Raw genomic sequence first — 13,756 nt, 5'->3', positions numbered from 1 at the left:
CAATGTTCCGGCGGCACGGGTATTGCTCTTGTCGCACGCGACGGCGAAGTGGGATCAGGTCCCGCTCTGCAGCAGCATGTTGCGAATGTGACCGATGGCCTTGGTCGGGTTCAGGCCTTTCGGGCAGACATTCACGCAGTTCATGATTCCACGGCAACGGAACACGCTGAACGGATCGTCCAGGCTGGCCAGGCGCGCCTGGGTTTCCGTGTCGCGGCTGTCGGCCAGGAAGCGATAGGCCTGCAGCAGCGCGGCGGGGCCGAGGAACTTGTCCGGGTTCCACCAGAACGACGGGCAGGAGGTCGAGCAGCAGGCGCACAGGATGCACTCGTACAGACCGTCCAGCTTTTCGCGCTCTTCGGGGGTTTGCAGGCGTTCGATCGCCGGCGCGGCATACTTGTTCTGCAGATACGGCTTAACGCTCTCGTACTGCTTGTAGAAGATGCGCATATCGACGACCAGGTCACGGATCACCGGCAGGCCCGGCAGCGGGCGCAGCACCAGCTTGCCGCCCTTCAGGCCGGCGGCCGACAGCGGAGTGATGCAGGCCAGGCCGTTCTTGCCGTTGATGTTCATGCCGTCGGAGCCGCAAACGCCTTCACGGCAGGAGCGACGATAGGAGAAGCCCTCGTCCTGTTCCTTGATCAGCGCCAGCACGTCCAGGACCATCACGTCCTTGCCCTGGGTATCGACGTCGAAGTCCTGCATGTAGGGTGCAGAGTCCTTCTCCGGGTTGTAGCGGTAAACACTTACTTTCAACATGACGGGCACCCTTAGTAAGTACGAACCTTGGGTTCGAATGCCGGAACGGTCTTCGGCGCGAAGTTGACGGCACGCTTGGCAACGCGCTTCTCACCCGGGAAGTACAGGGTGTGGCACAGCCAGTTCTCGTCATCGCGCTCCTCGAAGTCTTCGCGGGCATGGGCGCCGCGGGACTCTTTGCGGTTTTCGGCCGCAATGGCGGTGGCTTCGGCCACCTCGAGGAGGTTCTGCAGTTCCAGCGCTTCGATGCGCGCCGTGTTGAAAGCCTGGCTCTTGTCGTTGATCTTGACGGTGGCGATACGCTCGCGCAGGTCAGCCAGTTGAGCGATACCCTTCTGCATGTATTCGCCGGTACGGAATACACCGAAGTAGTTCTGCATGCACTGCTGCAGTTCGCGCTTGAGCGGGGCGACTTCTTCGCCGCTGGTGCGCTCGTTCACGCCGTTCAGGCGCTTGAAGGAGGCTTCCAGGTCGGACTCGGAGGCGCCGCGGTGCTCGATGCCCTCTTTCAGGGCCTTTTCCAGGTGCAGGCCGGTAGCGCGGCCGAAGACCACCAGGTCGAGCAGCGAGTTGCCGCCCAGGCGGTTGGCGCCGTGTACCGATACGCAGGCGACTTCGCCGACCGCGAACAGGCCTTCGACGATCTGGTCGTTGCCGTTGGCGTCCATGGTCAGGGCCTGGCCATGGATGTTGGTGGCGACGCCGCCCATCATGTAGTGGCAGGTCGGGATGACCGGGATGGGCGCGACCACCGGGTCGACGTGGGCGAAGGTCTTGGACAGCTCGCAGATGCCGGGCAGGCGGCTGTGCAGGACTTCCTCGCCCAGGTGGTCGAGCTTCAGCAGCACGTGGTCCTTGTTCGGGCCCACGCCGTTGCCGGCGATCACTTCCTTGACCATGGAGCGGGCGACCACGTCGCGGCCGGCCAGGTCCTTGGCGTTCGGCGCGTAACGCTCCATGAAGCGCTCGCCATGGGCGTTGATCAGGTAGCCGCCTTCACCGCGGCAGCCTTCGGTGACCAGTACACCGGCGCCGGCGATGCCGGTCGGGTGGAACTGCCACATCTCGATGTCCTGCACCGGTACGCCGGCGCGCAGGGCCATGCCCACGCCGTCGCCGGTGTTGATCAGGGCGTTGGTGGTGGAGGCGTAGATACGGCCTGCACCGCCGGTGGCCAGGACCACGGCCTTGGAGCGGATATAGATGGTGTCGCCGGTCTCGATGTCGATGGCGATGATGCCGACCACGTGGCCGTCCTGGTTCTTCACCAGGTCGACGGCGTACCACTCATTAAGGAAGGAGGTGCCGTTCTTCAGGTTGGCCTGGTACAGGGTGTGCAGCAGGGCGTGACCGGTACGGTCGGCCGCGGCGCAGGTACGGGCGGCCTGCCCCCCCTTGCCGAAGTCCTTGGACTGGCCACCGAACGGACGCTGGTAGATGCGGCCCTGCTCGGTACGGGAGAACGGCAGGCCCATGTGTTCCAGCTCGAACACGGCTTCCGGGCCGACGGAGCACATGTATTCGATGGCGTCCTGGTCACCGATGTAGTCGGAGCCCTTGACGGTGTCGTACATGTGCCAGCGCCAGTCGTCGTTCGGGTCGGCCGAGGCGATGGCGCAGGTGATGCCGCCCTGGGCGGAAACGGTGTGCGAACGGGTCGGGAAGACCTTGGTCACCACGGCGGTCTTGTGACCACCCTGGGCCAGTTGCAGCGCGGCACGCATGCCGGCGCCGCCGCCACCCACGATGATGGCGTCGAAGGAGAGAGTGCGAATGCTTGCCATGGATCAGTTACCCCAGAGAATCTGCACACCCCAGACGAAGAATGCGAACATGGCCATGCCGCATACCGCCTGGACGAGGAAACGCACGATGGTCGCGGGCTTGCCCAGCGCCATCTGAGTCAGGTAGTCGGTGGTGATGGTCCACATGCCGACCCAGGCGTGCACGCTCAGGGCAACCAGCGTGAGAAGACTGAAGATCTTCATCAGGCCGTGGGAGAACAGACCATGCCACTCCTCGTAGGAGATGTTCGGGTGTGCGATCAGGTAACCCAGCAGGAAAAGCACATAAGCCGCGAGAACGACCGCAGAAACGCGTTGGGCCATCCAGTCGTAGAGGCCGGAACGCGAGAAGTTTGTGACGTTAGTTACCATACCCAGACCCCCGCCAGAACGATCAGCACCACGGCAATGGCGATGACGATTTTCGAACCACGCTTGCCACCTTCCAGCGTCTCGCCGATACCTGCGTCCATGACGAGGTGACGGATGCCGGCTACCAGGTGGTACAGCAGCGCGGAGAGCAGGCCCCAGATCACAAGCTTGGCCAACGGATGGGCCAGACACGCCTTCACCTGCTCGAAGCTGTCTTCCGATGCGAGGGACTTGTCGAGCGCGAACAGCAGCACGGCAATGCCCAGGAACAGGATGACGCCAGAGATGCGGTGGAGAATGGACGTGTAAGCAGTGACAGGGAGTTTGATGGTCCTTAGGTCTAGGTTTACAGGTCGTTTGCTATTCACGGCTTTTTTCACACTGAGAGCCCTTCGAACTGCAGGGCTAGTTGTCGGGAGGTGCACTTGTCAGGTACCCATCACCTTCGGGAGTGACAACCGCCTGTGGAGCGAGGCCTGGAGGGCCCCGGCGGCTGGTCGCCGAGTATAGACAGTTAGGCTCCTAATGACAACGGAATCGCCTTCGCCTAAGGACTTATTGCCGCACCCCCATAAAAGGCGTAAATAGGCGATTTTTTTCGCCAAAACAGGCAGTTGGAGGGGCTGTCCGCTACCGATTCTTGCAAATTGACAATCGGATTTATCTCTCTATAGTGGTGCGGGCCCTGCGTGGGGGGTCGTACAGATGATTTCAAGCATTAATAGGAGGCCTAATCATGGCTGACAAGAAAGCGCAGTTGATCATCGAGGGCGCAGCCCCCGTCGAACTGCCCGTCCTCTCCGGCACGCTGGGCCCCGATGTAGTGGATGTGCGGGGTCTGACCTCCACGGGCCACTTCACGTTCGATCCTGGCTTCATGTCCACCGCCTCCTGCGAGTCGAAGATCACTTATATCGACGGCGACAAGGGCGTGCTGCTGCACCGCGGCTATCCGATCGAGCAACTGGCCGAGAAATCCGACTACCTGGAAACCTGCTACCTGCTGCTCAAGGGCGAACTGCCCACCGCCGAGCAGAAGGAACAGTTCGTCGGCACCATCAAGAACCACACCATGGTTCACGAGCAGTTGAAGACCTTCTTCAACGGCTTCCGCCGCGATGCCCACCCGATGGCCATCATGTGCGGCGTGATCGGCGCCCTCTCCGCCTTCTACCACGACTCCCTGGACATCAATAATCCCAAGCATCGCGAGATTTCCGCGCATCGCCTGGTCGCCAAGATGCCGACCATCGCCGCCATGGTGTACAAGTACTCCATGGGTCAGCCGATGATGTATCCGCGCAACGACCTGAGCTACGCAGAAAACTTCCTGCACATGATGTTCAACACCCCCTGCGAGACCAAGCCGATCAGCCCCGTGCTGGCCAAGGCCATGGACCGCATCTTCATCCTGCACGCCGACCACGAGCAGAACGCCTCGACCTCGACCGTGCGCCTGGCCGGCTCCTCCGGCGCCAACCCGTTCGCCTGCATCGCCTCCGGCATCGCCGCCCTCTGGGGCCCGGCCCACGGTGGTGCGAACGAAGCGGTACTGCGCATGCTGGACGAGATCGGTGACGTTTCGAACATCGAGAAGTTCGTGGCCAAGGCCAAGGACAAGAACGATCCGTTCAAGCTGATGGGCTTCGGCCACCGCGTGTACAAGAACTTCGACCCGCGCGCCAAGGTCATGAAGCAGACCTGCGACGAGGTGCTCAGCGAGCTGGGCATCAACGATCCGCAGCTGGAACTGGCCATGAAGCTGGAAGAGATCGCCCGCCACGACCCCTACTTCGTGGAGCGCAACCTCTACCCGAACGTGGACTTCTACTCGGGCATCATCCTCAAGGCCATCGGCATCCCGACCAGCATGTTCACCGTGATCTTCGCCCTGGCGCGTACCGTGGGCTGGATCTCGCACTGGCAGGAAATGCTCTCCGGCCCGTACAAGATCGGCCGCCCGCGCCAGCTGTACACCGGCCACACCCAGCGCGATTTCGTCGAGCTCGGCGCTCGCAAGTAAGTTTCGCCGGGATACGGAAAAGGCTGCTTCGGCAGCCTTTTTTGTTGCCCAAGCCCTCCTTTCTCACTCCGCAACTCAAACCTGTCATTCCGCGAACGCGGGACGCGGCTCCATCGCGAACAGCGCTTGCGCTGACCCGAAGGAGATAACCTAGCTGCCTCGGCTTGGGTGTTTCTGCGCCGCTCCGAGTTTGCCCGACCGTCTTGTTTCGCCCCCTCGGGCGAGTCACTTCTTTCAAACGCCAAAGAAGTAACCAAGAAGGCTTGCCCCGACATACGGGCCCGATGGAGCCGGGCTACCCTCGCGAATTCCCCCGCCACGGAGGCCCGCCCCGAGGGTACGTCCCTGTAGCCCATCGGGGCTCTCGCGACATCCATGTCGCATGACCTCCTGAGCGCCGGTTTCGCTCGGCCTTCTGAAGGGGCGTTTGGGTGCGCTCGGGTATTTCTCTGGAAATCCGAATCGCGGACAAGGTCCGCTCCTACGGCTCCAGGAAGCACGGGCGTAGGAGCGGACCTTGTCCGCGATTGGACTCAACGCCCCCGCCGGACACTCCGGTGGCACGAATGGCCCCCTCTCCCGCTTGCGGGAGAGGGCTGGGGAGAGGGCGCTCTTGAACCCAAGCACCAAGCCCCCCACTCCAACCCCCAAACACAAAAAAAGGCCGCCCAGGCGGCCTTTTCCATAACACCAAGCCTCAGCGCTTCTCCGCCGCCGCACGCAGCCCCTTCAGGGTATTCATCGGCGCATCCACCACGAAGCTGTTGGCCAGCCAGGACGGAATGCTGCCGCCCGGCTCGGTCTGCACCTGGTAGGTCACCTCGGTGACGCCCGCGCCCTTGGGCACCAGCTTCCACTCGCCGACCAGCTTGGGCACGCGGATCTCGCCCTTCTCTTCCGGGATGTAGGTCGGCTCGGCCTGCAGGTGGCGGATGAGGCCGCCGTCGGCGGTCTTCTCGGTGGTCACGTGGATCACCACGTCGCGGCCGGTCACGGGCCAGGGCATGTCGATCTTCGAGTAGGTCCAGGAATTGTCGCCCTCGCTCTTGAGCAGGCGCATCTCGGCGCAGGCGTGGATCCACTTGCAGGAGCCCTTCACGTCTTCCTGCAGGGCATTGATGCTGGCCACGTCGGCCTTGATGTCGACCACGCCGCGGTAGGCCTTGTACTTGGAGCCCGGGACGCTGCTCAGGTAGACCTTGACGCCGTCCTCGTCCTTGGCCAGTTGCCAGTCCTCGGCCATGGCGGCGCCGGAGGCGCCCAGCAGGGCGGCGCTCAACAGGGTCATACGCAGGATGCCACGCATCGTCATCTTCCTCTGGTTATTGTTGGTCTGGCCGGGCCGGCGAAGGGCCGTACCCGTTGCAAATCCGCGATCCTGAGCGGTTCGGCAGTCAGGATGGGCGCCAGTATGGCCCCTGGAAACGTGACTTCCAAGTCACTCAGGCGGCGGTGATCCGTTCCCATTCGGCGAGGATGCGCAGCGCCTCCTCGTTGCTGCTGCCACAAGCCTCGGCGTCGGCGTCGAAAGCCGCGCACACCGCCGGGCGCTCGGGCCGGCCGAACAAGCGGCAGAGGTTGCGCTCGTCCAATTGCACGCAGCGCACGCCCGCGGGCTTGCCGCCGGGCATGCCGGGGATAGGCGAGGAAATCGACGGCGCCACGCAGCAGGCGCCACAGCCGGCACGGCATTGCATCGTTGCTGGGCTCATAAAAAGGCACGGAGGAAGATCGCGTACCGCAGGGCCGGTGCGCGCGCGAAGGATAAGCCCAGCGACGCCCGCCGCCAAGGGCCTTGCATCGCCCTCCCCCTTGGCGGCACGAGCGCGGCGATTTAGGCTGGCGCCCTCCTCACCTCCGAGAGCTCCCCATGCCGGTCTGGGCCCAAACCGCCACCCTCCTGGCGTTCTCCAACCTGTTCATGACCTTCGCCTGGTACGGCCACCTGAAGACGCTGAACACCAAGCCCTGGATCATCGCCGCCCTGGTCAGCTGGGGCATCGCGCTGTTCGAGTACCTGCTGCAGGTGCCGGCCAACCGCATCGGCTATACCGCGCTGTCGGTGGGCCAGCTGAAGATCATGCAGGAGGTCATCACCCTGGCGGTGTTCGTGCCCTTCAGCGTGTTCTTCATGCAGCAGCCGCTGAAGCTGGACTACCTGTGGGCGGGCCTGTGCCTGCTGGGCGCGGTCTACTTCATCTTCCGCAGCTGATTCACCCGCGCGGCTTCAGCCGGGTGATCAGGCTGGAAGTATCCCAGCGCCCGCCGCCGGCGGCCTGCACCTCGGCATAGAACTGGTCGACCAGCGCCGTCACCGGCAATTGCGCGCCGTTGTGCCGCGCCTCGTCGAGCACGATGCCGAAGTCCTTGCGCATCCAGTCCACGGCGAAGCCGAAGTCGAAGCGCCCTTCCAGCATGCTCTTGTGGCGGTTCTCCATCTGCCAGGACTGCGCCGCGCCCTTGCTGATGACCTCGATGGCGGCCTCGCCGTCCAGCCCCGCACACCGGGCGAAATGCAGGGCCTCGGACAAGCCCTGGAGCAGGCCGCCGATGCAGATCTGGTTGACCATCTTGGTCAGTTGTCCGGCGCCGCTGTGGCCCATCAGCCGGACCATCCGCGCATAGGCGGCGATCAGCGGCTCGGCGCGCCGGTAGAAGACCTCCTCACCGCCCACCATCACCGTCAGCACGCCATTCTCGGCGCCGGCCTGGCCGCCGGAGACCGGCGCATCGAGGAAGCCCAGCTCGCGCTCGGCGGCCTGCACCGCCAGCTCCCGGGCCACCGCCGCCGAGGCCGTGGTGTGGTCGACGAAGACGCTGCCCGGCTGCATCCCGGCGAGGGCACCGTCCGGCCCCAGCACCACGCTGCGCAGGTCGTCGTCGTTGCCCACGCAGCACATCACGAATTCCGCCTGCGCCGCAGCCTCGCGCGGCGTGGGCGCACTGCTGCCGCCATGCTCGGCGCACCACTGCGCGGCGCGCGCCGGGGTACGGTTGTAGACGCAGACCTCATGCCCCTTGGCCTGCAAATGCCCGGCCATGGGATAGCCCATGACGCCCAGGCCGATGAACGCGACTTTCGCCATGGCTCGGTTCCCCTGTTGTCGATCGGGCTAGCCTAGCAGCGGTTTGCCGAGCCCCGAAAGGCCTTCCATACTGCATGCCAGGCGCCGCGCACGCGGTCCGGACCGTCCCACTTCAGCGCACGAGCAGGCCCTATGCCCCATTGGCTGGTGATCGACCTGGAAGCCACCACCGAGGAAGGCGGCTGGCCGGTCGAGGAAATGGAGATCATCGAGATCGGCGCGAGCCTCGTGGCCGCCGCCGACGGCCGCGAGCTGGACCACTTCCAGCGCTTCGTGCGGCCGCAGCGCCGCCCGCTGCTGACCAGCTTCTGCCGCGAACTCACCCATATCAGCCAGGCCGACGTCGACGGCGCCGCGCCCCTCACCGAGGTCTGGCCGCAGTTCGAGCGCTGGCTCGCGCAGCACAGCCCGCGCCTGGCCGGCTGGGCCAGCTGGGGCGACTACGACCGCCGCCAGCTGGAGCTGGAATGGCGCCAGCAGCACATCGACAGCCACCTCAGCCAGGTGCCGCACCTGAACCTCAAGCAGCGCTTCGCCCAGGCCCGCCAGCTCAAGCGCCCGGTGGGCCTGAACACCGCGCTGCAACTGGCCGGGCTGCACTTCCAGGGCCAGCAGCACCGCGCCCTGGAAGACGCGCGCAACACCGCCCGGCTGCTGCCGCTGGCGCTGTGACGGCCGCGTAGTGACGCTGCCCATCGCCTTGGGCATACTGGCGCTCCTTTTTTTCGCCCTCCCTACCCCCTGTTGCAGGAGCAGCCCCATGTTCAAGGTCAACGAGTACTTCGACGGCACCGTCAAATCCATCGCCTTCGGCATGACCGAGGGCCCGGCGACCATCGGCGTGATGGCCCCCGGCGAGTACGAATTCGGCACCGCCCAGCTGGAGATCATGCACGTGGTCGCCGGCGCCCTGACCGTCAAGCTGCCAGGCAGCGACGAGTGGGAAACCTTCGCCGCCGGCAGCCAGTTCACCGTGCCGGGGAACAGCAAGTTCCAGCTGAAGGTCGCGGTGGATACTGCTTACCTCTGCGAATATCGCTGAGGTCGCAATTGCGCCACGAAGAACCGGCCCCTGAGGCCGGTTTTTTATTGGTGGCTTGAGGAGGGAGTTTACCGGTGGCTGTGGTGTATCGGGTTGACGCCTTTCCCTCTCCCCAGCCCTCGGCTGCGCGCCCCGCCCTGAAGGGAGAGGGAGCCGTTCGGTGTGCTCTGGTAGTCAGGCTTACGCCGGAAGTTGCAGGAGTGCGCTGATGCTTCGATTGGCAGAGGACGGTCCCCTCTCCCTTCAGGGAGAGGGTTAGGGAGAGGGCGCTCTTCAGCATGACACCACAGCCCCAACAAACTCCCTTCCCCCCTCCTACACTCCCCCTCTCCCACCAAGCCTCTGCAACCGCTGCTGCGTTGCACTGGGCGTCTCCCCAAACAACTTGCGATAGTCCCCCGCAAAACGCCCCAGGTGAGCAAAGCCCCACCCCATCGCAATCTCGGAAATGCTACGCGCCCCACCCGCAAGAATATCCTCGCGCACCCCATGCAGCCGGTAATGCTTCAGATAGGTCATGGGCGCACTGCCAAAGTACTTGCGAAACCCCTCGAACAGCTTGAACCGCGATACCCCGGCCGCCGCCTCCAGGTCATCCAGGCACAGGGCCTCGCGCGCATGGGCATGGATGTGTTCGCGGGCGCGCAGCAGATAGTGCGGCACCTTCTCGGCCAGGCAGCGGCGCAGCGCCTCGCTGTAGTTGTTCGGCTGGGCGAGGATCAGCCCCTTGAGCAGCGCGCGCTCCAGGTCGCGGCTGAAGAAGGCCTGGCCGAACAGCTCGCTCAGCGCCATCTCCTCGTTCAGGTGGCGGACCATGCGCCACCAGGCGGCCGCCGCGCCGTCATGGGCGTCCATCTCCGGCTCGAACACCAGGGGCTGCTCGGCCGGGCGCTGGAGCATTTCCTCCAGGGTCCGGCGCATGGCCAGCAGCGGGATCACCACCTGCAGCTTGCGGCAGTCGCCGGTGATGTTCAGCTCCTGGCTCTGGTTGGGCGAGACGATCACCCCGCGCTGCGGGTTCGACTGCAGGTAGCGCCCGGCCACGCTCAGCTCCTGCTCGCCCACCAGCGGCAGGCTCAGGCTGTAGCTGTTGAAGCGCTCGGTCTCGACGATGCCGATGGTCACCTCGGTGCCGTACTCGATGCAGCCCAGGGTGGTGGACATGCCCTTGAGCACGCTGCCGCTGTGCTGGAAGCGCACCGCCTCGGGGTGGCCGGCATGCAGGCGGTGGGGCCCGCAGATGGCCGACATCCAGTTGCGGGCGGCGGCAAGGTCGAGGCGATCGGCGTGGATGTCACGGAAGTGACCGGGGTTCTTCGGATTCATCGCTGGGCACTCACGGCTTGTTCGGGGCGGCTCTGACGGCGCTTGCGCCCAGTGTGCAGCAAGACGCGTACCCGCGGGCCACGGATCGTCGGCAAAGCCTCAGTATGCGGATAGTGTTCGACCATTTTCCGGACCATTCGCACCCCGCCGGCGCCCCACCCGCCCCCTCCGCCGCCGCCCGGCGCAGCGCGGCTGGGCAGCTTCTACCCAGCCCCCGCACCGCGGTGTTACCCCGCCGCCGCCAATTTTGCGGATCGCCTTCCCCCACTGGGCGGATAGACCGCCATGGCGCGCCGGCCGTGAAATGGCGCCACCGATCCGCCCGATGGGACAACAACAATGAACGCACCAAGCAAGAGCCTTGCGCAGTGGCAGGACTACATCCGTGGCTGCCTGGATTTCCGCCCCGCCGAAGGGGTGTACCGCATCGCCCGGGACATGTTCACCGAGCCGAAACTGTTCGACCTGGAGATGGAGCTGATCTTCGAGAAGCAGTGGATCTACGCCTGCCACGAAAGCGAAATCCCCAACCCCAACGACTTCATCACCCTGCGCGCCGGGCGTCAGCCGATGATCGTCACCCGCGATGCCGGCGGCCAGTTGAACGCCCTGGTCAACGCCTGCCAGCACCGCGGCGCCACCCTCACCCGAGTGTGCAAGGGCAACCAGTCCACCTTCACCTGCCCCTTCCACGCCTGGTGCTACAAGAGCGACGGGCGCCTGGTGAAGGTCAAGGCGCCCGGCGAATACCCGGCGGACTTCGACAAGGCCAGCCGCGGCCTGAAGAAGGCGCGCATCGACAGCTACAGGGGCTTCGTCTTCATCAGCCTGGACGCGAGCGCCACGGACAGCCTGGAAGACTTCCTCGGCGATGCGAAAGTGTTCTTCGACATGATGGTGGCGCAGTCCCCCACCGGCGAGCTGGAAGTGCTGCCGGGCCGCTCCGCCTACACCTTCGAGGGCAACTGGAAGCTGCAGAACGAGAACGGCCTGGACGGCTATCACGTCAGCACCGTGCACTACAACTACGTGGCCACCGTGCAGCACCGCCAGCAGGTCAACGTGGAGAACGGCACGGCCAGCGGCACCCTGGACTACAGCAAGCTCGGCGCCGGCGACGCGCAGACCGACGACGGCTGGTTCAGCTTCCGCAACGGCCACAGCGTGCTGTTCAGCGACATGCCCAACCCCGCCGTGCGCCCCGGCTACGCCAGCGTGATGCCGCGTCTGGTCGAGGAACACGGCCAGGCCAGGGCCGAGTGGATGATGCACCGCCTGCGCAACCTGAACATCTACCCCAGCCTGTTCTTCATGGACCAGATCAGCTCGCAGCTGCGCATCGTCCGCCCCATCGCCTGGAACCGGACCGAAGTCATCAGCCAGTGCATCGGCGTGAAGGGCGAGTCCGACCAGGACCGCGAGAACCGCATCCGCCAGTTCGAGGACTTCTTCAACGTCTCCGGCATGGGCACGCCGGACGACCTGGAGGAATTCCGCGAGCAGCAGCGCGGCTTCCAGGGCCGCCTGGAGCGCTGGAGCGACATCTCCCGCGGCCACGGCAAGTGGGTCGAGGGCCCGACGCCGAACAGCCGGACGCTGGGCATCGCCCCCGTGCTCACCGGCACCGAGATCACCCACGAGGGCCTCTACGTCAACCAGCACCAGCACTGGCAGCGCTTCCTCCTCGACGGCCTGCAACGCAAGGCCCTGGCGCTCAAGGAGGTGCAGGCATGAACGCGCAACTGCAATACCGGGTGGAACAGTTCCTCTACCGCAACGCCGAGGCCTGCGACGCCCAGGACTGGGACGCCTACCTCGACATGTTCAGCGAGGACAGCGAGTTCCACGTCCCGCAGTGGGATTCCGAGCACGTCTACACCACCGACCCCAAGCGCGGCATGTCGCTGATCTACTACCCCAGCCGCGCCGGCCTGGAGGACCGGGTGTTCCGCATCCGCACCGGCAAGGCCGCCTCGACCATCCCCATGCCGCGCACCCTGCACGGCATCGACAACGTGCGCATCCGCGAACTGGACGGCGGCGAGCTGGAAGTGCGGGCCAACTGGCACACGCTGTTCTACCGCCTGGAGACGCCCGGGCAGTTCTTCGGCCACGCCACCTACCGCCTGCGCCCCCATGGCGAGAGCTGGCTGATCGCCCGCAAGCACGTGCTGCTGCTCAACGACCGCATCGATTCGGTGCTCGACTTCTACCACCTGTGAGGATGGCCCGATGAACCACAAGGTCGCCTTCAGCTTCGCCGACGGCAAGACGCTGTTCTTCCCCGTGCAGGGCAACGAAATCCTGCTCGACGCGGCGCTGCGCAACGGCATCAAGATTCCCCTGGACTGCCGCGAGGGCGTCTGCGGCACCTGCATGGGCCGCTGCGAATCCGGCAGCTACGCGATGGACTATGCCGACGAGGAAACCCTCTCCGCCGAGGACCTGGCCCAGCGCAAGATCCTCAGCTGCCAGACCCGCGTGCAGTCCGACGCCGCGTTCTACTTCGACTTCGACTCCAGCCTGTGCAGCGCCGCCGGCCCGGCCAGCCACCGCGGCGTGGTCAGCGGCGTCGAGCAGGTCTCGGCGAGCACCGCCATCCTGCGCCTGCAGGTCGAAGGCCCGGCGCTGGACTACCTGCCCGGCCAGTACGCGCGCCTGCGTGTGCCGGGCACGGACGCGGTGCGCTCCTACTCCTTCGCCAACCGGCCCAACGCGCAGAACCAGCTGCAGTTCCTCATCCGCCTGCTGCCCGACGGCGCCATGAGCGACTACATCCGCGAGCGCTGCCAGCCGGGCGACGAAATCCGCTTCGAGGCGCCGCTGGGCGCCTTCTACCTGCGCCACGTCGAACGCCCGCTGCTGCTGGTGGCCGGCGGCACCGGGCTGTCGGCCTTCCTCGGCATGCTCGACGAGCTGGCCGAGGCCGGCGGCTGCGGCCAGCCGGTGCACCTGTACTACGGCGTGCGCCAGGCGGCGGACCTCTGCGAACTGGAGCGCATCGCCGGCTACGCCGAGCGCATCCCGGGCTTCGCCTTCACCCCGGTGATCAGCGATGACGCCGGCTGGGATGGAAAGCGCGGCTACGTCACCGAGCACTTCGACGCCGCGGCCCTGCGCGATGCGCCCTTCGACATGTACCTGTGCGGCCCGCCGCCGATGGTCGAGTCGGTGAAGGAATGGTTGCAGGCGCAGGGCCTGGAGAACGGCCGGCTGTACCTGGAGAAATTCACCCAGAGCAACAATTGAACCCGTGAACGCTGCGGGTGGGCTGGGCGTAGGGCGAATAACCGTTCGCGGTTATCCGCCGTTGGCCCGGAACACCGCGGCCCTGCATTGTTTGGTAGGAGCGGGCCCTGCG

15 protein-coding genes are annotated in these 13,756 nt (G+C 65.4%); 7 read left to right on the top strand and 8 right to left on the bottom strand.

Translation table 11 applies throughout. From position 1 onward, the window contains the following. Positions 1 to 54 precede the first annotated feature (54 nt). From PcP3B5_RS11625 to sdhC, 4 genes are read right to left on the bottom strand one after another with little or no spacing between them, the layout of a single operon-like run. The gene (locus tag PcP3B5_RS11625) at positions 55 to 762 is read right to left on the bottom strand and encodes a succinate dehydrogenase iron-sulfur subunit (RefSeq protein ID WP_009619377.1); all 708 of its coding nucleotides are present in this window, start codon (positions 760 to 762) and stop codon (positions 55 to 57) included. Positions 763 to 773: 11 nt separating this feature from the next. Beyond that, positions 774 to 2,546 (bottom strand): succinate dehydrogenase flavoprotein subunit, encoded by a 1,773-nt coding sequence (gene sdhA, locus PcP3B5_RS11620; RefSeq protein ID WP_009619376.1) that lies wholly within the window; start codon positions 2,544 to 2,546, stop codon positions 774 to 776. A 3-nt stretch (positions 2,547 to 2,549) separates the two neighbouring features. Next, positions 2,550 to 2,918, bottom strand: coding sequence for a succinate dehydrogenase, hydrophobic membrane anchor protein (gene sdhD / locus PcP3B5_RS11615; RefSeq protein ID WP_009619375.1), 369 nt, complete (start codon positions 2,916 to 2,918; stop codon positions 2,550 to 2,552). After that, complete coding sequence (gene sdhC, locus PcP3B5_RS11610) at positions 2,912 to 3,298, bottom strand: succinate dehydrogenase, cytochrome b556 subunit (protein ID WP_009619374.1); 387 nt, start codon at positions 3,296 to 3,298, stop codon at positions 2,912 to 2,914. Before sdhC ends, sdhD begins: the two co-directional genes overlap by 7 nt. Before the next feature lie 356 nt (positions 3,299 to 3,654). On the opposite strand from sdhC, the gene gltA reads away from it, so the two are divergent. Next, entirely contained in the window at positions 3,655 to 4,941 is a 1,287-nt protein-coding gene (gene gltA, locus PcP3B5_RS11605; RefSeq protein WP_009619373.1) for a citrate synthase, read from the top strand. 697 nt (positions 4,942 to 5,638) lie between these two features. Here the strand turns inward: gltA and PcP3B5_RS11600 are convergent. Together PcP3B5_RS11600 and PcP3B5_RS11595 are read right to left on the bottom strand one after the other, a co-directional pair. After that, the gene (locus PcP3B5_RS11600) at positions 5,639 to 6,247 is read right to left on the bottom strand and encodes an START domain-containing protein (RefSeq protein ID WP_009619372.1); all 609 of its coding nucleotides are present in this window, start codon (positions 6,245 to 6,247) and stop codon (positions 5,639 to 5,641) included. A 136-nt stretch (positions 6,248 to 6,383) separates the two neighbouring features. Next, on the bottom strand, positions 6,384 to 6,638 hold the full coding sequence (locus PcP3B5_RS11595) for a YkgJ family cysteine cluster protein (RefSeq protein WP_009619371.1): 255 nt from the start codon (positions 6,636 to 6,638) through the stop codon (positions 6,384 to 6,386). A 173-nt stretch (positions 6,639 to 6,811) separates the two neighbouring features. Between PcP3B5_RS11595 and PcP3B5_RS11590 the strand changes: the two genes are divergently transcribed. After that, the gene (locus PcP3B5_RS11590) at positions 6,812 to 7,153 is read left to right on the top strand and encodes a DMT family protein (RefSeq protein WP_009619370.1); all 342 of its coding nucleotides are present in this window, start codon (positions 6,812 to 6,814) and stop codon (positions 7,151 to 7,153) included. Position 7,154: 1 nt separating this feature from the next. Here the strand turns inward: PcP3B5_RS11590 and PcP3B5_RS11585 are convergent, their stop codons facing one another. Next, on the bottom strand, positions 7,155 to 8,027 hold the full coding sequence (locus PcP3B5_RS11585) for an NAD(P)-dependent oxidoreductase (RefSeq protein WP_043316224.1): 873 nt from the start codon (positions 8,025 to 8,027) through the stop codon (positions 7,155 to 7,157). 132 nt (positions 8,028 to 8,159) lie between these two features. Between PcP3B5_RS11585 and PcP3B5_RS11580 the strand changes: the two genes are divergently transcribed. Together PcP3B5_RS11580 and ppnP are read left to right on the top strand one after the other, a co-directional pair. Next, positions 8,160 to 8,699, top strand: a complete 540-nt coding sequence (locus PcP3B5_RS11580) for a 3'-5' exonuclease (RefSeq protein ID WP_009619365.1) — start codon at positions 8,160 to 8,162, stop codon at positions 8,697 to 8,699. An 88-nt stretch (positions 8,700 to 8,787) separates the two neighbouring features. Beyond that, positions 8,788 to 9,069 (top strand): pyrimidine/purine nucleoside phosphorylase, encoded by a 282-nt coding sequence (ppnP, locus tag PcP3B5_RS11575; RefSeq protein WP_009619363.1) that lies wholly within the window; start codon positions 8,788 to 8,790, stop codon positions 9,067 to 9,069. Positions 9,070 to 9,384: 315 nt separating this feature from the next. On the opposite strand, the gene PcP3B5_RS11570 is transcribed toward ppnP, so the two are convergent. Next, complete coding sequence (locus PcP3B5_RS11570) at positions 9,385 to 10,395, bottom strand: AraC family transcriptional regulator (protein ID WP_009619361.1); 1,011 nt, start codon at positions 10,393 to 10,395, stop codon at positions 9,385 to 9,387. Positions 10,396 to 10,734: 339 nt separating this feature from the next. Between PcP3B5_RS11570 and antA the strand changes: the two genes are divergently transcribed. Genes antA through antC form a run of 3 tightly spaced genes read left to right on the top strand, consistent with a single transcriptional unit; the run spans position 10,735 to position 13,644 of the window. Continuing rightward, complete coding sequence (antA, locus tag PcP3B5_RS11565; RefSeq protein ID WP_061561313.1) at positions 10,735 to 12,129, top strand: anthranilate 1,2-dioxygenase large subunit; 1,395 nt, start codon at positions 10,735 to 10,737, stop codon at positions 12,127 to 12,129. After that, complete coding sequence (antB, locus tag PcP3B5_RS11560; RefSeq protein ID WP_009619357.1) at positions 12,126 to 12,617, top strand: anthranilate 1,2-dioxygenase small subunit; 492 nt, start codon at positions 12,126 to 12,128, stop codon at positions 12,615 to 12,617. The genes antA and antB overlap by 4 nt, the downstream gene beginning before the upstream one ends. A 10-nt stretch (positions 12,618 to 12,627) precedes the next feature. Next, positions 12,628 to 13,644 carry an anthranilate 1,2-dioxygenase electron transfer component AntC gene (antC, locus tag PcP3B5_RS11555; protein WP_009619355.1) on the top strand — a complete coding sequence of 339 codons (1,017 nt, stop codon included), beginning with the start codon at positions 12,628 to 12,630 and terminating at the stop codon, positions 13,642 to 13,644. The last annotated feature ends 112 nt before the right edge of the window (positions 13,645 to 13,756 follow it).

Origin of the sequence: Pseudomonas citronellolis (assembly GCF_001586155.1) — a bacterium.
Lineage (GTDB): Bacteria > Pseudomonadota > Gammaproteobacteria > Pseudomonadales > Pseudomonadaceae > Pseudomonas > Pseudomonas citronellolis.
The sequence above is the reverse complement of the archived record's forward strand: the minus strand, read 5'-3'. Positions and strand labels throughout refer to the sequence as shown.